Source organism: Pseudomonas sp. RGM2987 (assembly GCF_022952855.1).
Lineage (GTDB): Bacteria > Pseudomonadota > Gammaproteobacteria > Pseudomonadales > Pseudomonadaceae > Aquipseudomonas.
Genome location: NZ_JALJDX010000202.1, coordinates 55,279 through 76,030 on the forward strand (window position 1 = coordinate 55,279; position 20,752 = coordinate 76,030).

Sequence of the window (20,752 nt, forward strand, 5' to 3'; positions counted from 1 at the left end):
ACGATGGTGAGGAAAGTGGCGTTATTCCACGATGCTGGCACAGCGCTGTGACGGGGCTTGCTTAAAATAAGGGCTTTTGAGCGAACTTCAACCCATAAAGTGCTGAAGTTACCAGCGTTTGTGTCAGTAAAACGCCTCGGATCGACTGCGCCGAGGCTTACCGGGTGCTTTCTGCTACCATGGCGCCTCTGTCACTTGTGGTATTCGTCCATGGCCTTTCGCCCTCTTCCAGCCAAGGCTCCCGCCGTCCTGCTGCGCGAAGCCAAACCGCTGAAAGCCATCTTCGGCCACGCCCGGCGCCTGGGCCATTTGCAGCGCCTGCTGGACAGCCAGTTGCAACCTGCCGCTCGCGAGCATTGCCATGTGGCGTCCTGGCGCGAAGGCTGCCTGCTGCTGATCGTCACCGACGGCCATTGGGCCACGCGCTTGCGCTACCAGCAAAAACGCCTGCTGCGGCAATTGCAGGCCTTCGAAGAGTTCGCCAACCTGACGCGGATCCTGTTCAAGGTCCAACCGCCCACGGTGCAGGCCCGTGCCAAAGGCCACACGCTAGACCTGTCCAGCGAAGCCGGCGCAACCATCCAGGCCACGGCCGATGGCATCAGCGATCCGCAACTGCGGGCGGCGCTGGAACGCTTGGCGGCACATGCCCGGCCCAAGCCTTGAGTTCGTGCATCGGCGGTTAGATCGCTATCGCGAGCAGGCTCGCTCCCACAGGGGATCTTCAGCGGATACAAAATTTGTGTTCAGCCCGGCCCTCCTGTGGGAGCGGGCTTGCTCGCGAAAGCGGACTGTCAGTCAATGATGAGTTAGCTGACCCGACGCCTTCGCGAGCAAGCCCGCTCCCACAAGGTTTTTCAGCGGGCACATAATCCGGGCACAGCCGAGTTCCCTGTGGGAGCGGGCTTGCTCGCGATAGCCGCGCCCCGGTCCCCCGACTAGCGACGCTTATTGCCCCCCAGCAACGACCCCATCAACCCGCGCACCAATTGCCGGCCCAGTTGGTTGGCGGCCTGGCGCATCGCAGACTTCAGTGCCTGGCCGGCTGCGGTGCCGAGGAACTCTCCGGCTTTGTCGGCGAAACTCGGTTCTTCGGCCGGCGGTTTGCCCGGCGCTTGAGCCTGGGGTTCAAGCCCCTTGCGGCCCATCAGCACTTCATAGGCTGATTCCCGATCGACCGGCTTGTCGTAACGACCTTGCAATGGCGAATGGGCGATCAGCCCGGCGCGCTCGGCCTCGCTCAGCGGCCCGATGCGCGATTGCGGCGGCGCCACCAGCACGCGCTGGACCATTTCCGGCGTGCCTTTTTCCTGCAAAGTGCCGACCAGGGCCTCGCCGATCCCCAACTCAGTGAGCACCGCCAGGGCATCGAATTGCGGGTTCGGCCGAAAACCGTCCGCCACCGCCCGCAGGGATTTCTGCTCCTTGGCGGTAAAGGCCCGCAAGCCGTGCTGGATACGCAAGCCCAACTGCGCCAGCACATCGTCCGGCAGATCGCCCGGCGACTGGGTGACGAAATACACCCCCACACCCTTGGAGCGGATCAGCCGCACCACTTGCTCCAAACGCTCCTGCAAAGCCTTGGGCGTGCCGGCAAAAAGCAGGTGCGCCTCATCGAAGAACAGCGCCAGCAACGGTTTGTCCGCATCGCCGCGCTCGGGCAGTTGCTCGAACAACTCGGCCAGCAGCCACAGCAGGAACGTCGCATAGACCTTCGGCGCCTCGTGGACCAGACGGCTGGCGTCCAGCAAATGAATGCGGCCACGGCCATCGGCGGCCGGTTGCAGGATGTCCTCAAGTTGCAGGGCCGGCTCGCCGAACAACGCGTCCGCGCCCTGTTGCTCCAGGGTGGACAACCGTCGCAGCAAGGCCTGGCTGGAGCCGGTGGTCATCAGGGCCGCGTCGTCCCCCAGCAACTCGGGGTTGTCCTTGAGATGGTTGAGCAGCGCCTTCAGGTCCTTGAGGTCCAGCAGCAACAGGCCTTCGCGGTCGGCCACCTTGAACGCGGCGTAGAGCGCCGATTGCTGGCTGTCCGTCAATTCAAGCAGGCTGCCGATCAACAGCGGGCCCATTTCACTCAAGGTGGTGCGCAGCGGATGACCGGACTGGCCGTGGATGTCCCACAAGGTCACCGGATAAGCCTGGGGCCGGTGACCGAGCCAGGGCATCCCGGCGATGCGCTCGGCGACCTTGCCCTGGGGGTTGCCGGCGGCGCCGAGGCCGCACAGGTCACCCTTGATGTCCGCCGCGAACACCGCCACCCCGGCATCGCTGAACGCTTCGGCCAGGCGCTGCAAGGTGACGGTCTTGCCGGTGCCGGTGGCGCCCGCCACCAGGCCATGACGGTTAGCCAGGCGCATGGCCTGGCCGATGGGCTGGCCGGTGAGGTCTGCCCCGATAACGAGTTGCGCGAAATCCTGCATTTGGTCACCTGTGGTTCATCTTTGGCGCGGCATGGTCGATAGCTAAAGCGACAGACCTCTTCGAAAACTAAGGTCGGATAATTCCCCAGGGAGAGAAGGAAGTATCAGCTTTATTTTCAGTACGGGGCCATTTTGCGCTGCTTTACTAAAAAAGCACGCCTGAAAAAAAGACTTTAGCGGAACCCCGAACCATGAATAGAAATTTGCGCTTCAGCCATAAGATTCTGCTTGCTGCCGCCCTGATCGTCATCGCCGCCTTCGCCTCCTTCACGCTTTACAACGATTACCTGCAACGCAACGCCATCCGCGACGACCTTGACAGTTACCTGCATGAAATGGGCGACGTCACGGCGAGCAACATCCAGACCTGGCTGACCGGCCGCATCCTGCTGATCGACAACCTGGCCCAGAACATCGCCATCAATCCGGATTCCGCCACGGTGTCCCGCCTGCTGGAACAGAAAGCGCTGACATCCACGTTCATGGCGTCCTACCTGGGCGATGCCCAGGGCAGCTTTATCATTCGCCCCGATACGAAAATGCCAGACGGCTTCGATCCACGGGTTCGCCCCTGGTATAAAGGCGCGCAAAGCAGCAGCACCGCGACCCTGACCGAACCCTACATCGACGCTGCCACCGGCGCGCTGATCATCTCCATCGCCAGTGCCTCCCGAAACGCCACGCAAAGCGTCGGCGTGGTGGGCGGCGACCTGAGCCTGCAAGCCGTCATCGACAACCTCAAGACCGTGGATTTCGACGGCATGGGCTATGCCTACCTGGTCAGCGCCGACGGCAAGATCCTGGTGCACCCCGACAAAAACCTGGTCATGAAGACCCTGGCCGAGGCCTTTCCCCGGAACACCCCGAAAATCAGCGACCAGATCACTGAAGTCGAAGTGGACGGTCACACGCGCATCGTCACCTTCACGCCAATCAAAGGCCTGCCTTCGGTCAACTGGTACGTGGGGGTCTCGGTAGACAAAGACATGGCCTACGCCATGCTCAGCGATTTCCGCACCTCGGCCGTCGTGGCGACTGTCATCGCCGTGGTATTCATCATCGCGCTGCTGAGCATGCTGATCCGCCTGCTGATCCAGCCGCTGCATGTCATGACCCGGGCCATGGAAGACATCGCCGACGGCGAAGGCGACCTGACCAAACGCCTGGTCATCCAGAACCAGGACGAATTCGGCATCCTTGGCACTGCGTTCAACCGTTTCGTGGAGCGGATCCACCGTTCGATCCGCGAAGTGTCCTCGGCCACCGAACACGTCAACGAGGTCGCCCTGCGCGTGGTCAGCGCGTCGAACTCGTCGATGGTCAATTCCGATGAACAATCGAGCCGCACCAACAGCGTGGCCGCCGCGATCAATCAGTTGGGCGCCGCCGCCCAGGAGATTGCCCGCAACGCCGCCCAGGCCTCCCATCAGGCCAGCGACGCCCGCGGCCTGGCCGAAGACGGCCAACAGGTGGTGGAGCGCAGCATCGCGGCAATGAATCAACTGTCTCAGCTGCTGGGTACATCGAGCACCAACATTGAGTCGCTGAACAGCAAAACCGTAAACATCGGCCAGATCCTCGAAGTGATCACCAGCATTTCCCAGCAGACCAACCTGCTGGCTCTCAACGCGGCGATTGAAGCCGCCCGGGCCGGTGAAGCCGGGCGCGGGTTTGCCGTGGTGGCCGATGAAGTGCGCAACCTGGCCCACCGCACCCAGGAGTCGGCGCAGCAAGTGCAAACCATGATCGAGGAGTTGCAGGTCGGCGCCCGGGATTCAGTCACGACCATGAGCGACAGTCAGCGTCACAGCCAGCAGAGCGTGGAAATCGCCAACCTGGCCGGCGAGCGCCTGAACAGCGTGACCCAACGCATCGGCGAGATCGACGGCATGAACCAGTCGGTGGCCACCGCCACCGAGGAACAGACCGCCGTCGTGGAGTCGATCAACGTCGACATCACCGAGATCAACACCCTGAATCAGGAAGGCGTGGAAAACCTGCAATCGACTTTGCGTGCCTGTTCCGACCTGGAGCAGCAGGCGGCGCGGTTGAAGCAGTTGGTGGGCAGTTTCAGGATCTAGCGCACACTGCATTTTATGTGGCGAGGGAGCTTGCTCCCGCTGGGCTGCGAAGCGGCCCCAGGATTTTGCGGTCGCTGCGCAACCGAGCGGGAGCAAGCTCCTTCGCCACAGCTGTCTGGGTTGTCGCAGCACCCCACCACAACCCAACCGAACATCTATTCTTCATAAAGGTCAACAAAGGGAGAACACTGACCGGAGGGATGTTCATCGTGCATATAGCGGACATAACCATGTTCTACGCCCCCGCCAGCGGCGGCGTGCGCACTTACCTGGATGCCAAGCACCGGCGCCTGGGCGACCGGCCCGGTATTCGCCACAGCCTGCTGATTCCTGGCGCGCATCTGAGCGAGCATGACGGGGTCTACAAGGTCCCCGCCCCTGCACTGCCGTTCGGCAAGGGTTATCGCTTCCCGCTGCGCCTGGCACCTTGGCGAAATGTCCTGCATGACCTGCAACCTGACCTGATCGAAGTGGGCGACCCCTACCTCACCGCTTGGGCCGCGCTGGATGCCCGGCGCCAGCTCGACGTGCCGGTCATCGGCTTCTACCACTCCGACCTGCCGCTGCTGGTGAGCAACCGCATGGGCAACTGGTTCACTCCCAACATCGAGGCGTACGTCAGCAAGTTGTACGGCAACTTCGACCGCGTGCTCGCGCCGAGCCAGGTCATGGCCGACAAACTGACCGGCCTGGGGGTCAGGAATGTCTACGTGCAGCCCCTGGGCGTGGACCTGCAAACCTTTAACCCGGCGGCCCGTGACCCGGAGCTGCGGGCCGAACTGGGGATTGCCGAGGACGCGCGCCTGCTGGTGTTCGCCGGGCGCGGCTCCAAGGAAAAGAACCTGCCGGTGCTGCTCAAGTGCATGAAGCGCCTGGGCGAGCGTTATCACCTGTTGTTGGTGGGCTCGTCGATGCCCGCCGTGGTGCCGGATAACGTCACCGTGGTCGATGAATTCTGTCCGGCGCCGCAAGTCGCCCGGCTCATGGCCAGCGCCGACGCGCTGCTGCACGCCGGTGACCAGGAAACCTTCGGCCTGGTGATCCTCGAAGCCATGGCCAGCGGCATTCCGGTGGTCGCGGTGGCGGCCGGGGCGTTCACCGAAATCGTCCATGAAGACTGCGGCCTGCTCTGCGCGCCCAACAATCCACAGGCCATGGCCAACGCCGTGCGGCAACTGTTCTCGGAAGGCTGCCAGCGCCGGGGCCTTCTGGCGCGGCGGCATGTGGAGAAGCACTACGCCTGGGACACCGTGGTCAACAGCTTGCTCGGGCATTACTACGCCGTACTCGGCGCGCAGATGCCGATGCTGGCCAATGCTTGAGGCGAGGTCCCTGTCGATGAACCAACCGCCCAGTGTGTTATTGGTGCTGCACGACGTGGCGCCGCAAACCTGGCCCGACTACCAGCCTTTTGTCGAAGCGGTCGATGCCCTCGGCCAAGTGCCGATGACCTGGCTGGTGGTGCCGGATTTTCATCACGCCAACGCCCTGGAGAATCATCCAGGTTTTCGCCGTTTGCTCGACAGTCGGGTCGAGCGCGGTGACGAACTGGTGTTGCACGGCTATTACCATTGCGACGACGGCCCGCCGGCCCTGCACCCCAAGGATTGGTTCATGCGCCGGATCTACACCCATGAAGGCGAGTTCTACCAGCTGACCGAGGAAGCCGCCCTCGCCCGCCTGCGCGCCGGTGTCGAACTGTTCCAGCGCTACCAATGGCCGCTGCACGGTTTCGTCGCACCGGCCTGGCTGATGAGCGAAGGCACGCGCCAGGCCCTGCGCCAGTTGCCGCTGAGCTACACCAGCGACACCCAGCATTTGTATCGTCTGCCGGACTTCACCACCATCGACGCTCCCGGCCTGGTCTGGAGTGCCCGCAGTGCCTGGCGCCGTGGCTTGTCGAAAGTCCTCAGCGACCAGCGCGAGCAACGCTGGCGCCAGGCCCCGGTGATTCGCCTGGGCCTGCACCCGGTGGACATGCGCCACGGGTTTTCCCGGGATTACTGGCTGCAAACCCTCAAGCGCCTGCTCGGCGATGGGCGCGTGCCGATGACCAAGGCCGGCTGGCTGGCGACCCAGGGGCTGCAGGTCAGCCGCGCCGCATGAAACGGACGCTCTGGCTGATCGCGGCGTTACTCACGGCGCTGCTGGTGCCGTTGCTGGTGGGCGGCGGGGAAATGTGGACGCGGGTGCAGCGCTTTCCCTTGCCGCTGCTGCTGATCATGTTCGCCATGATCGTCCTCTGCTGGGGCCTGAACTCCGTGCGCCTGCGCCTGTTGCTGGGCGAACATCGCGGGCGCGTCGGGGGGCTGAAAAGCATGGGCGTGGTGATGTCCACCGAGTTCGCGATGTGCGCCACGCCCGGCGGCAGCGGCGGGCCGCTGACCTTGATGGCGCTGCTGGCGCGCAACGGCGTGCGCCCGGCCCATGGCAGCGCGGTGTTTGCCATGGACCAGTTGAGCGATTTGCTGTTTTTCCTCTGTGCCTTGGTGGGCATCCTGTTCTACGCGCTGTTCCAGAACCTCAGCCAGCGCATGGAATGGATGCTGGCATTGAGCGCGATTTCAATGTTTGGCGGGTTGCTCGGCTGCGTGCTGGTGGCCCGCTATCACCGCCGGTTGATCCTGCTGGGCGCCCGGCTGCTATGCCACCTACGCGTCAAGCCCGGCACTCGTCGGCGCTGGGCGCGCAAGATCCTGCATTTTCTCGCGGCGTTCACCGACACTCTGAAGTTGCCGCGCCAGACACTGTTCCAGGTGTTTGGCCTGACCTGCCTGCACTGGGCGCTGCGCTACAGCGTGTTGTACTTGGCGTTGAAAGGCCTGGGGGCGGATTTGCAATGGGCCTGGAGTTTCCTGATCCAGATGCTCTCCCTCAGCGCCGGACAGTTCAGCCTGCTGCCGGGTGGCGCCGGAGCGGCCGAACTGACCTCGGCCGCATTGCTGGCGCCCATGGTCGGCAAATCCACCGCCGCCGCGGCGATCCTGATCTGGCGGGCGGTGACCTACTACTTTTACCTGGTGGCCGGCGGGCCGGTGTTCTTTTTGATGGTCGGGCGACCGCTGATCAAGAAGCTGATGCGATTGCGGCAGGCGTGAGTTCCTCCCAAGAACAACACCCTGTGGCGAGGGAGCTTGCTCCCGCTGGGCTGCGAAGCGGCCCCATTAAGTCCGCATGGGTCCAGTCTGACACACCGAGGCGCCTGGTTTTGGGGCTGCTGCGCAGCCCAGCGGGAGCAAGCTCCCTCGCCACAGGGGTTGGTGATTTCCTTGGGGCAGCGGTGTTATTCGGGGTTGTCCTGGGGATGCAACTGCTCCCACAACTGCGCCGCATCGGGAAACTCGGTGCCGTCTTCCGGGCTCAGTTCGTCCGGGTCGAAGCGGCTCAGACAGCCTTCGCCCAGGGTAGCCGGTGCCTTGGAGGTGGCTTTGTCCAGTGGATCGGTCATGGCTAGCCTCATGAAAAAGGGCCTGTCGATTGCTCGTCCAGGCCCTTGGCAGTGTAGTCAGAACACCACGGTCTTGTTGCCGTGCACCAGCACCCGGTCTTCCAGGTGATAGCGCAGGCCCCGCGCTAGCACCATTTTCTCCACGTCACGGCCGAACCGCACCATGTCTTCGATGCTGTCGCTGTGGCTGACGCGCACTACGTCCTGCTCGATGATCGGGCCGGCGTCGAGCTCTTCGGTCACATAGTGACAGGTCGCGCCGATCAGTTTCACGCCGCGCATCGAAGCCTGGTGGTACGGCTTGGCACCGACGAACGACGGCAGGAAGCTGTGGTGGATGTTGATCACTTTGTGCGCGTATTCGCTGCACAGGGCCGGCGGCAGGATTTGCATGTAGCGGGCCAGCACTACCACCTCGGCGTCGTGCTGCTTGACCAGCCGCGAGACTTCGGCGAATGCCGGTTGCTTGTCCTGCGGATCGACCGGGACGTGGTAATACGGAATACCGTGCCACTCCACCATACTGCGCAAGTCGTCATGGTTGGAAATCACGCAGGTGATGTCGCAATCGAGTTCATCGCTGTGCCAGCGGTGCAACAGGTCGGCAAGGCAGTGGGACTCGCGGCTGGCCATCAGCACTACACGTTTTTTCTGCTCGGTATCGGTGATGCGCCAGTCCATCGAAAACTCTTCGGCGATCGGCGCGAACGCCTCGCGAAAAGCCTCGATGCCGAAGGGCAGCGAGTCGGCGCGAATCTCGTGGCGCATGAAAAACCAGCCGCTCTGATTGTCCGAGTGATGACTTGCTTCAGTGATCCAGCCGTTATGGGACGCCAGAAAGTTACTGACTTTAGCAACGATACCGACGCGGTCCGGGCAAGAAATCACCAGCCGAAAAGTGCGCATTAGGGAACTCCAGAACTTCGCAAAGGCGGCCATTCTAGCCATTGCGCGGCAAAACTGCAGTATCGCTGACGCCTGTCGCCCATCCAACACGTCCCTGGCAAAGCCGACACGGCTGCGTGACAGGGGCTGCATGTGCAAACGGATGTGGCAATGTCCTCATGGTATTTAAATGCAATAGCCATTTTTTGGCGCAGCACTAATTAATTAACTGAAACACCGGTTAAATGTTTACTTGATGAAACTGTCTGATTACTATTGCCGCACTGTCTCCTTGTCACCCGTGTCCTACATAAGGTAGTCCTCATGTCCCTGATCAATGAATACCGCAACACCGAAGAAGCCATCAAAGAACTGCAAAAGCGCCTGGAAGACCTGTCCAAAGACGACAAACTGCAAAAAGAGCTGGAATTCGAAGGCAAATTGCGTGCGCTGATGGGCGAATACTCCAAGTCCCTGCGTGACATCACTGCGCTGCTGGATCCAGAAGCCAAGTCGAGCAAAGCCCCACGTGGCGCCGTGAAAACTACCGGTACCAAACGCGCTCGCAAAGTTAAGCAGTACAAGAACCCGCACAACGGTGAAGTCATCGAAACCAAAGGTGGCAACCACAAGACGCTGAAAGAGTGGAAAGCCAAGTGGGGCGGCGACGTGGTTGAAGGCTGGGCAACCCTGCTGGGCTAAGGCTTCCCGGTTCGCAGCGCTTTAACGAAACATAAAAAACGCCAGGTCGACTGGCGTTTTTTTATGCCTGCGATTTTTCATTCATCGCGTCTAAAGGCTTAAACGTTTGCGCAATTGCTGGCCGTAGCCCTGCCATTGCGCAAGCACTTCTTGCTGCAATGGTGTAGCCAGGCTCATCCACTCAGTCATCGCCGCATCAAAACTTTCCAAGGTATTAGGTGCCCCCCATTCCGGGGATGACAGGCGTTGTTGGCAAAACAATTTCCAGCGCCCCTGCTCTTCGGCATTCAACGTATCGGCAAAGTTACGTGCGCGATAGCGGAACAATAGTTCCGGCAAACGCTCATCATCGAACGGCCAGCGTTCTTGAGCCAATTGCATCGGGTCTGCCATCCGCACTTGTTCACATAAACGCCGATCGCGATCGCCCATGAACCCTGCGTATAACTGTTGTTCGGGGTCTTCACTGGCCGAGAAATCCTCGCGGCCATAAATAGCCTGAAGTTTGTCCTGCCAGACTTTCTGTGCGTCAGTCAGTCGCACCACCCGCTGCTGATAGCCCTCCATGTCCAGTTGCAGCCGCTGTTGATCCTCGGCACGCAGCACCGACAGCGGCGCGATGACCGGGCATTTGTTGATATGAATCAGCTTGAGCGGCACGGGCAACTCGCCGTCGAGCAATTCTTCCCGACGGGTGTACAGACGCTGGCGGAGGATCTCGGCCTCGTGGTCCAGCAGGCCCTGCGGGTCCAGATGCAGGTCGCAGACGATCAGCGCGTTGCGGTTCTTCGGGTGCCAGGCCAGCGGCAAGACCACGCCGACGAAGTTGCGCGCCGCCGAGAAGCGCCCGGAGATATGCACCATCGGTTGCAGCAGGCGAATCTGGTCCATGACTTTCTGCTTGCTGCGCAACTGGAAGAGCCATTCGTAGAGCCGCGGCTGCTTCTGGCGGATCAGGCGCGCCAAGGCGATGGTCGCGCGCACGTCCGACAGCGCATCGTGGGCCTGTCCATGATCGATGCCGTTGGCGGCGGTCAGGCGTTCGAGCTTGAGGGTGACGCGCCCGTCCTCCTGCGGCCAGACGATCCCGTCGGGCCGCAGTGCATAGGCAGCGCGCACCAGGTCGATCAGGTCCCAACGGCTGTTGCCGCCCTGCCATTCCCGGGCGTAGGGGTCGAAGAAATTTCGATACAGGCTGTAGCGGGTCATCTCATCGTCGAAGCGCAGGGTGTTGTAGCCCGCACCGCAAGTGCCGGGGGCCGCCAGCTGCGCATGGACGCGGGTCATGAAATCCGCTTCGCTCAAGCCTTTTTCAGCCAGGCACGCCGGGGTAATCCCGGTGATCGCGCAAGCCGCTGGGTGAGGCAGGATGTCATCGCTGGGCCGGCAATACAGATTCACCGGTTCGTCGATTTCATTGAGCGCAAAATCGGTACGAATCCCCGCCACCTGCAAGGGCCGGTCGCAACGCGGGTTGATGCCGGTGGTTTCGTAGTCGTACCAGAAAATGGAAGTCACGGGCTGTTCCTGAACAGAAGACTGGCGAAGTCTAGGCGCTCGAACCCGCCCAGGGCCAGCAGTCGTGTAACTTTTGAATTCCCCTCACAAAACCCATGTACACCACAGGGATTGGGGGTGAGCACACAAATCCATGAACATGATTGATTCCTGAAATGACCTGCACAGCCATATCGTTTGCCTGCACAAAGGCTGCTAGCATCGCAGCCTATAGATTCTTCGAACCGGCCCCAGCACTCAGGTTGCCCATGCTCGAGACACCAGCACTGCAAAGGAACGCGACGCTGCCCGCGCCTCTGGACACGCGGTACCAGGTTGAAACGCCCGAAGGCATCGACCTGCCTCTGCGCCCGGCGGGGTTGATGCCCCGCGCCATCGCCTTCACCATCGACCTGGGCATTCGCGGCCTGGTCCTGGGCCTGCTTTTTCTGATCCTGGCGTTTTTCGGCGAATTGGGCCTCGGCCTGGGTTCGATCCTGCTGTTTATTATCAGCTGGTGGTACATGGTGCTGTTCGAAGTACTGAACCAGGGCCGCTCGCCCGGAAAGCAGATCATGGGGCTGCGCGTGGTGCAGGATGACGGTCGGCCCATCGGCTGGTCGGCGTCGCTGATCCGCAACCTGTTGCGCTTCGTCGACATGCTGCCCTTCGGCTACACCTTCGGTGCGATCAGTTGCCTGCAACATCCAGCCTTCAAGCGCCTAGGCGATCTGGCCGCCGGCACGCTGGTGGTCTATCGCGAGCAACCGGTCAAACGCCCCACATTGCCCATGGCACCGGCGCTGCGCGCGCCGTTTACCCTGGCCTTGAACGAGCAACGCGCCGTGCTTGGGTTCGCCGAACGCCAGGCGGAGCTTTCCCGGGAACGGGTCAACGAACTGGCGGCCATCCTCGCCGCGCCACTGAAGGTCCAGGCGCCCAGCGCCGCGGCTGAACTCAATGGCATCGCCCGCGGCCTGTTGGGGCCTACATGAAACAAAGCCTTTTCGAAAGCCGTCACCAAGGGGAATGGGAGCAGCTGTCCCGGCTGCTCGACCAATTGGAGCGCAGCCGCAACGTGGCCCAGAGCAGCGACTTCCCTCCCGCCTATCGGCGGCTCTGCCATCACCTGGCCCTGGCCCAGGCCCGCGGCTACAGCAGTCTGCTGGTGGACACCCTGCAACAACTGGCGCTGCGCGGCCACCAGCAACTCTACCGGGACAGCAGCCGGCCATCGTCGAGCCTTTCAGCTTTTATCCTCGCCGGCTTCCCGCAATTGGTGCGCGAACAATGGCGGTTCGTGCTGGCCGCCAGCCTGATGTTCCTCGGCAGCCTGGCGATCACCGGGATCCTGGTCTACCTGTTCCCGGAACTGGTCTACAGCGTGCTGGGCGCCGAAGAAGTCGCCCAGATACGCGGCATGTACGACCCGGCGGCCGGGCACCTGGGACGCTCGGTCGAGCGGGCCGCCAGTGAAGACTGGGTGATGTTCGGCTACTACATCATGCACAACATCGGCATTGCCTTTCAGACCTTTGCCAGCGGCATGTTGTTTGGCCTGGGCAGCGCGTTCTTCCTGTTTTTCAATGGCCTGACCATCGGCGCGGTGGCCGGACACCTGACGCAGATCGGTTCCGGCGGCACCTTCTGGTCGTTCGTGATCGGCCATGGCGCCTTCGAACTCACCGCCATCACCCTGGCCGGCGCCGCGGGCCTGCAATTGGGCTGGGCCCTGGTCGCGCCAGGACGCCTGACCCGAGGTGAAGCGTTGCGCATCGCGGCGGGCAAAAGCGTGCGGATCATCGGCGGCGTGATGCTGTTGCTGCTCATCGCCGCGTTCATCGAAGCGTACTGGTCCTCCAGCGCCGTCACGCCCGCCACCAAATACACGGTTGGCGCCCTGTTGTGGCTGCTGGTGATCAGCTATCTGTCGCTTGCCGGACGGGTTCGCCATGCGCCTGAGTGATGCCACCGTCGTCATCCGCCCGCGCACGACCTGGGAAGCCATGGACCTGGGCGTGCTGATGAGCCAGCAGCATCGATGGCTGCTGATGACCAGCTGGGCGATCATCACCGTGCCCGTGTACCTGTTGCTGGCCCTGTTGCTGTGGGATTCACCGTCCCTGGTGGTCTTCCTGTTCTGGTGGTTGAAGCCGGCCTTCGACCGTCTGCCGCTGTACATTCTGTCCAAGGCGCTGTTCGGCGAAACACCCACCTTGAGGCAAGCCCTGCGCCAATGGCCGGCCCTGCTCAAGCCGCAGTTGTTCGCCAGCCTGACCTGGCGCCGGTTCAGCCTGAGCCGCAGCTTCCTGATGCCGGTGGTGCAACTTGAAGGCCTCGCCGGTGAAGCGCGGCAACAGCGCTTACGGGTCCTGCTGCAACGCAATCGCGGCGCGGCCCAATGGCTGACCATCATCGGCATGCACCTGGAAACCGCCCTGTGGTTCGGCCTGATGGCGCTGTTCTACCTGTTCGTGCCGCAGCAAGTCGAAGTGGAATGGGACTGGCAGATGCTGATCGCGGCGGCCGAGCACGACTGGTTGTGGTTCGAACACCTGGTCAACTTCCTCTACCCGCTGCTGTTGATTGTCTGGGAACCGATCTACGTCGCCTGCGGCTTCAGCCTCTATTTGAACCGGCGCACGATCCTCGAAGCCTGGGACATCGAGTTGGTGTTCCGCCGTCTGCGCCAGCGCCTGAATGGCGTCGCCCCGGCGTTGATGCTGCTGGCCCTGACGCTGTTGCCGATGGCGCCCCCGGCCTGGGCCAATGAAGATAACATCGGCCCCGACAGCCCGCGCATGCTCAATCAACCGCTCACCAGCCAAGCCTCGCGGGACAGCATTGAAGCGATTCTCAATGCCCCGCCGTTCAAGAACCCGCAAACCGTCACCCGTTACCGTTTCGGCGAAGAACCGTCCGAAACCGCCGAAGCTCCCGAGAGCAACAGCGACCTCGGCTGGCTCAAGGCCTTGTTCAAATGGCTGGGCAGCCAACGCTTCGACATCGCCGCCGCGTTGATCCAGGTGGTGCTCTGGGCCTGCCTGGTGGGTGCGATTGTCTGGCTGGCCTGGCGTTATCGCGAACGGCTCAGCGGCCTGGTGAATCGCCAGCCGACGAAACGGCCGCTGCCTGCGGATCGACCGGCACCGGCGCAGATGTTCGGCCTGGATATCCGCGAAGAAAGCCTGCCGCTGGACGTCGCAACCCGTGTCGAGCAACTATGGGCGGCGAATCCCCGGGAAGCCCTGGGCCTGTTGTACCGGGCGCTGCTCAGCCGGTTGCATTATGACTTCAAGCTGCCGCTCAAAGCGGCTGACACCGAAGGCCAGGTGTTGCAACGCATCGAACAGCTTCAGCAAGAAGAGCTGTCGGGGTTCAGCGCCAACCTGACCCGGCATTGGCAGAACATTGCCTATGGGCATCGGGCCCCGCCGCCCCATCTGCAACAGGAACTGTGTGACGCCTGGCGCGAGCTGTTCGGTCCGCAGGTGTCTCGATGAGTCGGCGCGTCGGGTTGGTGATCGGGGCAGTGATTGTCGCGCTGGTCGGCATATTCACCATTTACCTGTATTCCAAGGCCGTGCCGTATCAGGAAACCGTCGATCACGGCCCCTCGCCTCAAGCCCAGGCCAATCCCTATCTTGCAGCCGAATATTTCCTGCGCCAGCAGGGTATCAACGTCGAGCACGCCAACAGCTTGAATGTGCTCCCGACCCTCGAACCGCGCCAGCACAGCCTGCTGTTGCTGGGGGAACGCACCGACATGACGCCTCGGGAGGTCGAGCAGTTGCTGAACTGGACCCGGGCCGGCGGGCGGCTGGTCTTCGTGGCCGAAGCCTTGTGGGACGACAAGACCGGCAGCAGCGGCGACCTGCTGCTGGACCGCGTGCGCCTGCGCCAGCTGTTGAGCGAAGACCTCAAGGAGCCGGAGCCGGAACTGATCAAGGAGCCTTACCCTGAGCTGACCAAGCTGTACCTGGAAGACGAAGAAGCACCGGCCTATGCGTCCTTCGACACCGACTTCCACCTCGAAGACCCGCACAACCTGGCCCAGGCCTGGGCCAACAGCGCCCTGTCGACGCACATGATGCAGCTGAACCTGGGCCTGGGTTCGATCACCGTGATCACCGACGCCGAGTTGTGGAAGAACGAGCAGATCGACCAGTACGACAACGCCTGGTTGCTCTGGTACCTGAGCGCCGACACGGACGTCACGCTGCTGTTCAACATCGATCACGATAGCCTGCTGACCCAGCTGCTGCGCTACTTCCCCCAGGCATTGGTTGCCTTGGCGGCCCTGGTCGCGCTGTGGTTCTGGCGCTCGGCGGTGCGCGATGGCCCGCTGCAACAACCCGCATCCAAGGCGCGGCGTCAGTTGGAGGAGCACTTGCAGGCCAGCGCCGGTTTCCACCTGCGGCACAACGGCCGGCAGCATCTGTTGCAGGCCTTGCAGCAGGACGTGCTGCGCCGGGCGCGGCATCTTCATCCCGGCTTCGAAAAACTGGCCGTCGCCGAACAATGGCAGGTGCTCGCGCGCCTGACCCGCCAACCCACGCGAGCCATCAGCCAAGCCTTGAGCCCCCGGCCGAAACAGCGCATGTCCAGCGCCGAGTTCTGCCGTCAGGTCGCCCATTTGCAAAGCCTCAGGAATGCCTTATGAACGGCTGCCAGGTTTCGGGTAGTGTCTAGACGCGCTGACTGATGTCTCGCTCATCCCAATGGGCCAGCCCTTGACGCCGGACGAGCAAGTCCCGATTGATCTCAGCAAGGCCGGTCACGCCGAGCATCCCGATATCGCGGTTTACCTCGGCCACGATCAGATCGATTGCGTGGGCCACCCCGGCCTGTCCGGCAACGGCGCTGGCATAGTTGAATGGCCGCCCGATGAACGTCGCCCTGGCGCCGAACGCGATGGCCTTGATCACATCGGTCCCGCGACGAATGCCACTGTCGGCCATCACCACCATCGCGCCGCTGGCCTCGACGATGTCCGGCAACACGTAGAGCGGCGGCACGCTGCCATCGAGCTGGCGACCGCCATGATTCGAAACCACGATGCCATCTATGCCGATCTGCTGGCAGCGTGCGGCATCGGCCGTTTGCATGATGCCCTTGACCACCATCGCGCCGCGCCACTGCCGGCGGATCTGGCGCAGGTGCTCCCAGTTCAGATGCCCGCGATCGGTGAAGTCACGGACAACGCTTGCAGACAACACCGGCGCCCCCCGGGTGGCATAGTTGTTCTCGAAATAAGGCATTCCGTGCTGCACCAGGGTGCGCAGGAAGGTTGCGAACAACCAGCGCGGATGCGTCAACCCTTGGTAAGCCAGCGCAACGCTTGGCCGAAGCGGCGTGGAAAATCCTGCCCGGACATTGTTTTCCCTGTTCGCCTTCACCGGCGTGTCGACGGTGATGACCAGCGTCTTGACCCCGGCCTTGCGCACGCGCTCGATCAGCGGCGCGATCTGCGCGATATCCCCCGGCAGGTAGGCCTGAAACCAGCTATTGGGCGCAGCCTCGATCACTTCTTCCAAACGTATCAAGGAGGAGCCACTCATCACGAACGGCACGTTAGCCGCCGCGGCCGCCTGCGCCAGGGACAAATCCCCCCGATAACCGGTCAGCGCGGCAATCCCCATCGGCGCGATACCGACCGGCGCACTGTAGCGATGGCCAAACAGCTCGACGGAGATATCCCGGCTGGAAACATCCACCAGCACATTGGGCTTCAGGAAATAGTCATCGAACACCCGGCGATTGGCATACAGCGTCAGGTTGTCCTCGACACCGCCCTGCACGTAGGCGTAGAGCGGTTTGGGCAAAAGCTTGCGGGCGCTGACTTCGAAATCGGCGAGCGAGAGATAGCGAGAAAGTAATTTGGACATTGGCCCGGATACGGTCTACAAAAGGCGCGACTATAAGGACCGCTCTGCACGTTCGCTAAAGACTCATAATGCATATGTTTATGCGTTGAGCGTGGGACAGACTCCGCACGTTGGAAGCGGGATTGCCCGCCCGCTTCGCCGGGTTGATCTTTGCGAACCTGCATTTTCAAATGGGCTGATAGGCGCCTGACACGGACACGCTTCACGAAATCGGGCTGCACGGATGTTTTATAGGATATTAGGAGTTAACCGTTATGTACGAGAGCGCCAGAACCTATGACTGAACAGATCGAACCTGTCGACGGCCAGGCCCACGCCGCCCAACAACGCCAGCGCGCCAGTCAGCTGGCCCAGGCGATTCGCAGCGAGCTGCACAAGGCGCTGGTCGGCCAGGCGGCGGTGATTGACGATGTGCTGACCGCGCTGATTGCCGGCGGTCACGTGCTGCTCGAAGGCGTTCCGGGCCTGGGCAAGACGTTGTTGGTGCGAGCCCTGGCGCGCTGTTTTGGTGGCGAGTTCGCGCGCATCCAGTTCACCCCCGACCTGATGCCCAGCGACGTCACCGGGCATGCGGTGTATGACTTGCAGACCGAGCAATTCAAGCTGCGCAAGGGGCCGGTGTTCACTAATCTGCTGCTGGCCGACGAGATCAACCGCGCACCGGCCAAGACCCAGGCCGCGCTGCTCGAAGCCATGCAGGAGCGCCAGGTCACCCTCGAAGGCCGCGCCCTGCCCATCGCCCAGCCGTTCATGGTACTGGCAACCCAGAACCCGATCGAACAGGAAGGCACCTACCCGCTGCCCGAGGCCGAGCTCGACCGCTTCATGCTCAAGGTGCGCATGGATTATCCGGACGCCGACCAGGAATTGAACATGGTGCGTCAGGTCAGCCGCTCGACCCGCGCCGACATGCTCGACGTGCAGCCACTGCGCACGGTGTTGCAAGCCAAGGACGTGCAGGCGCTGCAACGCATCGCCAGCGATTTACCGATGGACGACCAGGTGCTCGACTACGCCGTGCGCCTGGCCCGCACCACCCGCAGTTGGCCGGGCCTGACCCTCGGCGCCGGGCCACGCGCCTCGATTGCCCTGGTCCGTTGCGCCCGCGCCCGAGCACTGTTGCGTGGCGGCGAGTTCGTCGTGCCGGACGACATCAAGGGCTGCGCCCTGGCCGTGCTGCGCCACCGGGTACGACTGGCGCCGGAACTGGACATCGAAGGGCTGTCGGTGGACCAGGTCCTGGGGCAGTTGCTCGACCAAGTGCCGGCGCCGCGGTTGTGATGATGGACGATCGGCTGACAACATTTACCGTGGCGAGGGAGCTCGCTCCCGCTGGACGCGCAGCTTCCCCTTGCGGTGTGTCTGACATAGCCAGGGGTCTGCTTCGCAGCCCAGCGGGAGCAAGCTCCCTCGCCACAATGATCGTGCCTGACACAGTTTCTGTGGCAGGAACAGCCTCTGTGGCAGAAATGGCTCCTGTGACAAGCGCAGCCTCTGTGGCAGAAATGGCTGTTGTGGCAAGCACAATTCCTGTGGCGAGGGAGCTTGCTCCCGCTGGGCTGCGCAGCAGCCCCCTGGGTTTACCTGACACACCGCAAGGGGCCGCTGCACGTCCAGCGGGAGCAAGCTCCCTCGCCACAGGGGACTGCATCGGCACAGACCGCTTCACTCCAAATACCTTTGCAGGACCACACCCATGAAACCCTCGCGCCTGCTGCTGATCTGGCTCGCGATCCTGCTCGCGGTGAGTGTGCTGCTGGGCGCGGCGCGAGCGTTGGACGTTGCGGTGCCATCGACGCTGCTGTCGATCAACTGGGGCTTGATGCTCGCCCTGCTGGCCCTGGCGGTGATCGATGCGGTGCGCCTCAAACGCCTGCCCTCTCCCGCTGTGCAACGACAACTGCCCGGCAACCTGGCGCTGGGCCGCTGGGGCGAAGTCCGGCTGGAGATTGCCCACGCTTTCAACCAGCCACTAGAGGTCCAGCTTTTCGATCACGTCCCGGACGGCCTGGATTTCGAAAACCTGCCCCTGACAGTCGAACTGCAACCGGGCCAGCAAAGCCAGCTCGGCTACCGCCTGCGCCCGCTCAAGCGTGGGCACTTCAGCTTCAGCCATTGCCAGATCAGCCTGCCCAGCCCGTTGGGCCTGTGGACCGACAAGCGCCTGCTGGACGCCTGCGACGACACCCGCGTCTATCCGGACTTCGCCCGGCTCTACGAAGGGCAATTGCTGGCGGTGGACAACTGGCTCAGCCAGCTCGGCATCCGTCAGCGTCAACGACGGGGCCAGGGGCAGGAGTTCCATCAATTGCGCGAATTCCGCGAGGGCGACAGCCTGCGCCAGATCGACTGGAAAGCCACCGCCCGCCACCGCACGCCGATTGCCCGGGAATACGAAGACGAGCGCGACCAGCAGATCATCTTCATGCTCGATTGCGGCCGGCGCATGCGCAGCCAGGACGGCGAGCTGTCGCACTTCGACCACGCGCTCAACGCCTGCCTGCTGCTCAGCTACACCGCGCTGCGCCAGGGCGATGCGGTGGGCCTGAGCACTTTCGCCGGCGAGCAGACCCGCTACCTCGCGCCGGTCAAGGGCCCGGGCCAGCTCAACGTCCTGCTCAACGCCGTGTACGACCTCGACAGCAGCCAGCGCCCGGCCGATTACCAGGCAGCCGTGACCCAACTGCTGGCCCGGCAAAAGCGCCGGGCGCTGGTGGTGCTGGTGACCAACCTGCGGGATGAGGACGACGAAGACCTGCTGGCCGCCGTCAAGCGCCTGGGCCAACAGCACCGCGTGCTGGTCGCCAGCCTGCGCGAAGAAGCCCTCGACCGCTTGCGCCAGGTGCCGGTGCAAACCCTGCCCGACGCCCTGGCCTATTGCGGGACGGTGGACTACATGAATGCACGCGCCCAATTGCACCAGCAACTGGCCGCCCATGCCATCCCGGCCCTGGATTCGCGGCCCGGTGAATTGGGGGCGCATCTGGTGAGCCAATACCTGGCCTGGAAGAAGGCCGGGACCGCTTAAACCGGTTCTGTAAGAAAGCTCCGCGTGACTGCTGCGCCTTGCGTAACGGACTACAGATCCGCCAGAATCCGCCGACTTGTGCACCTCTGCCTCACCCCGTAACTTGATTCGCGTCGCTGATTTCCAGCGATCGGGTTTAGTCGCCCGGTGTTGAAGTGATGTGCACAAGCGTCATCCAGTCGGGTTCCCCTATCCCCGCACTTGATGGTGGCTGTGCGCAGGGCGCCCTCGGGCGCGCCGGTTTCACTTCTCACCGGTCGACTAACCTGCGTCCAGCCGCCACCCCTCGTTTAGTCGCGAGCCGGATGGCAGCACCACTAAAGAGAAGTGAATATGTTCAAGCCGACCCCAAATCCACCCCACACCGATCCGCAGTCCCCTCCCGAAACCCTCGACCGCGAAAAGCTCGATGAAGCCGCCCAACGAGCCCTCGACTACTACCTCAAGCCCAACCACGGCCAACCCGAAAAGAAACCCGAAAAACACCTGGATTACTTCATCGTCGCGCCCGACGCCGACCCCGAAGGCATGCTCGCCCACACCTACGAGACCTTCTGCTCGGTGAGCACGCTGATCCTGGATCTATCCGAAGACCTGGAAGGCGCCCCGCGCAACCTGGCCCTGGCGATTCACCAAATGGGCGAGATGGGCGTGTTGTTGCTGGAGCGGATGCTGGATAACGAGGCGAAGGTTCAGCGCTGACCTGCCGAACTAAAGGACCATGAGGGACCTGTGGGAGCGGGCTTGCTCGCGAAGGCGGTGTGTCGGCCACACATGTTTTGCCTGACACACCGTCTTCG

18 protein-coding genes are annotated in these 20,752 nt (G+C 62.7%); 13 read left to right on the forward strand and 5 right to left on the reverse strand.

Annotated elements, in window-relative coordinates:
• The first annotated feature begins 210 nt into the window (after positions 1-210).
• Positions 211-666 carry a DciA family protein gene (locus RGM2987_RS16275; protein WP_245143040.1) on the forward strand — a complete coding sequence of 152 codons (456 nt, stop codon included), beginning with the start codon at positions 211-213 and terminating at the stop codon, positions 664-666.
• A gap of 272 nt (positions 667-938) precedes the next feature.
• Here the strand turns inward: RGM2987_RS16275 and RGM2987_RS16280 are convergent, their stop codons facing one another.
• Positions 939-2,423 (reverse strand): helicase HerA-like domain-containing protein, encoded by a 1,485-nt coding sequence (locus RGM2987_RS16280; RefSeq protein WP_245143042.1) that lies wholly within the window; start codon positions 2,421-2,423, stop codon positions 939-941.
• A 191-nt stretch (positions 2,424-2,614) separates the two neighbouring features.
• Here RGM2987_RS16280 and RGM2987_RS16285 point away from each other — a divergent pair, with 191 nt between their 5' ends.
• From RGM2987_RS16285 to RGM2987_RS16300, 4 genes are all read left to right on the forward strand, one after another.
• Positions 2,615-4,504, forward strand: a complete 1,890-nt coding sequence (locus RGM2987_RS16285; RefSeq protein WP_245143045.1) for a methyl-accepting chemotaxis protein — start codon at positions 2,615-2,617, stop codon at positions 4,502-4,504.
• A 200-nt stretch (positions 4,505-4,704) separates the two neighbouring features.
• Positions 4,705-5,826 carry a glycosyltransferase family 1 protein gene (locus RGM2987_RS16290; protein WP_245143047.1) on the forward strand — a complete coding sequence of 374 codons (1,122 nt, stop codon included), beginning with the start codon at positions 4,705-4,707 and terminating at the stop codon, positions 5,824-5,826.
• 16 nt (positions 5,827-5,842) lie between these two features.
• Complete coding sequence (locus tag RGM2987_RS16295; protein WP_245143050.1) at positions 5,843-6,610, forward strand: DUF2334 domain-containing protein; 768 nt, start codon at positions 5,843-5,845, stop codon at positions 6,608-6,610.
• Positions 6,607-7,602, forward strand: coding sequence for a lysylphosphatidylglycerol synthase transmembrane domain-containing protein (locus tag RGM2987_RS16300; RefSeq protein WP_245143054.1), 996 nt, complete (start codon positions 6,607-6,609; stop codon positions 7,600-7,602). The genes RGM2987_RS16295 and RGM2987_RS16300 overlap by 4 nt, the downstream gene beginning before the upstream one ends.
• A 185-nt stretch (positions 7,603-7,787) precedes the next feature.
• On the opposite strand, the gene RGM2987_RS16305 is transcribed toward RGM2987_RS16300, so the two are convergent.
• Both RGM2987_RS16305 and purU read right to left on the reverse strand, forming a co-directional pair.
• Positions 7,788-7,952 (reverse strand): hypothetical protein, encoded by a 165-nt coding sequence (locus RGM2987_RS16305; protein ID WP_245143057.1) that lies wholly within the window; start codon positions 7,950-7,952, stop codon positions 7,788-7,790.
• A gap of 57 nt (positions 7,953-8,009) precedes the next feature.
• On the reverse strand, positions 8,010-8,858 hold the full coding sequence (purU, locus tag RGM2987_RS16310) for a formyltetrahydrofolate deformylase (protein WP_245143059.1): 849 nt from the start codon (positions 8,856-8,858) through the stop codon (positions 8,010-8,012).
• A 303-nt stretch (positions 8,859-9,161) separates the two neighbouring features.
• Here purU and mvaT point away from each other — a divergent pair, with 303 nt between their 5' ends.
• The gene (gene mvaT / locus RGM2987_RS16315; protein WP_245143061.1) at positions 9,162-9,539 is read left to right on the forward strand and encodes a histone-like nucleoid-structuring protein MvaT; all 378 of its coding nucleotides are present in this window, start codon (positions 9,162-9,164) and stop codon (positions 9,537-9,539) included.
• 90 nt (positions 9,540-9,629) lie between these two features.
• On the opposite strand, the gene sbcB is transcribed toward mvaT, so the two are convergent.
• Positions 9,630-11,057 (reverse strand): exodeoxyribonuclease I, encoded by a 1,428-nt coding sequence (gene sbcB / locus RGM2987_RS16320; RefSeq protein ID WP_245143063.1) that lies wholly within the window; start codon positions 11,055-11,057, stop codon positions 9,630-9,632.
• Between the two features lie 248 nt (positions 11,058-11,305).
• Here sbcB and RGM2987_RS16325 point away from each other — a divergent pair, with 248 nt between their 5' ends.
• Genes RGM2987_RS16325 through RGM2987_RS16340 form a run of 4 tightly spaced genes read left to right on the forward strand, consistent with a single transcriptional unit; the run spans position 11,306 to position 15,699 of the window.
• Entirely contained in the window at positions 11,306-12,031 is a 726-nt protein-coding gene (locus RGM2987_RS16325) for an RDD family protein (protein WP_245143066.1), read from the forward strand.
• Positions 12,028-13,002 (forward strand): stage II sporulation protein M, encoded by a 975-nt coding sequence (locus RGM2987_RS16330; RefSeq protein ID WP_245143069.1) that lies wholly within the window; start codon positions 12,028-12,030, stop codon positions 13,000-13,002. The genes RGM2987_RS16325 and RGM2987_RS16330 overlap by 4 nt, the downstream gene beginning before the upstream one ends.
• A complete protein-coding gene (locus RGM2987_RS16335) occupies positions 12,989-14,539 on the forward strand; it encodes a DUF4129 domain-containing protein (protein WP_245143072.1) in 1,551 nt (516 codons plus the stop codon). Before RGM2987_RS16330 ends, RGM2987_RS16335 begins: the two co-directional genes overlap by 14 nt.
• A complete protein-coding gene (locus RGM2987_RS16340; RefSeq protein WP_245143074.1) occupies positions 14,536-15,699 on the forward strand; it encodes a DUF4350 domain-containing protein in 1,164 nt (387 codons plus the stop codon). The genes RGM2987_RS16335 and RGM2987_RS16340 overlap by 4 nt, the downstream gene beginning before the upstream one ends.
• A gap of 25 nt (positions 15,700-15,724) precedes the next feature.
• On the opposite strand, the gene RGM2987_RS16345 is transcribed toward RGM2987_RS16340, so the two are convergent.
• Positions 15,725-16,924 (reverse strand): alpha-hydroxy acid oxidase, encoded by a 1,200-nt coding sequence (locus RGM2987_RS16345; RefSeq protein WP_245143076.1) that lies wholly within the window; start codon positions 16,922-16,924, stop codon positions 15,725-15,727.
• A 276-nt stretch (positions 16,925-17,200) separates the two neighbouring features.
• Between RGM2987_RS16345 and RGM2987_RS16350 the strand changes: the two genes are divergently transcribed.
• The 3 genes from RGM2987_RS16350 (at position 17,201) to RGM2987_RS16360 (ending at position 20,654) form a co-directional block, all read left to right on the forward strand.
• Positions 17,201-18,205 carry a MoxR family ATPase gene (locus tag RGM2987_RS16350; protein ID WP_245143078.1) on the forward strand — a complete coding sequence of 335 codons (1,005 nt, stop codon included), beginning with the start codon at positions 17,201-17,203 and terminating at the stop codon, positions 18,203-18,205.
• A 415-nt stretch (positions 18,206-18,620) separates the two neighbouring features.
• Entirely contained in the window at positions 18,621-19,952 is a 1,332-nt protein-coding gene (locus tag RGM2987_RS16355; RefSeq protein ID WP_245143081.1) for a DUF58 domain-containing protein, read from the forward strand.
• Positions 19,953-20,285: 333 nt separating this feature from the next.
• Positions 20,286-20,654, forward strand: a complete 369-nt coding sequence (locus tag RGM2987_RS16360; RefSeq protein ID WP_245143083.1) for a DUF6124 family protein — start codon at positions 20,286-20,288, stop codon at positions 20,652-20,654.
• The last annotated feature ends 98 nt before the right edge of the window (positions 20,655-20,752 follow it).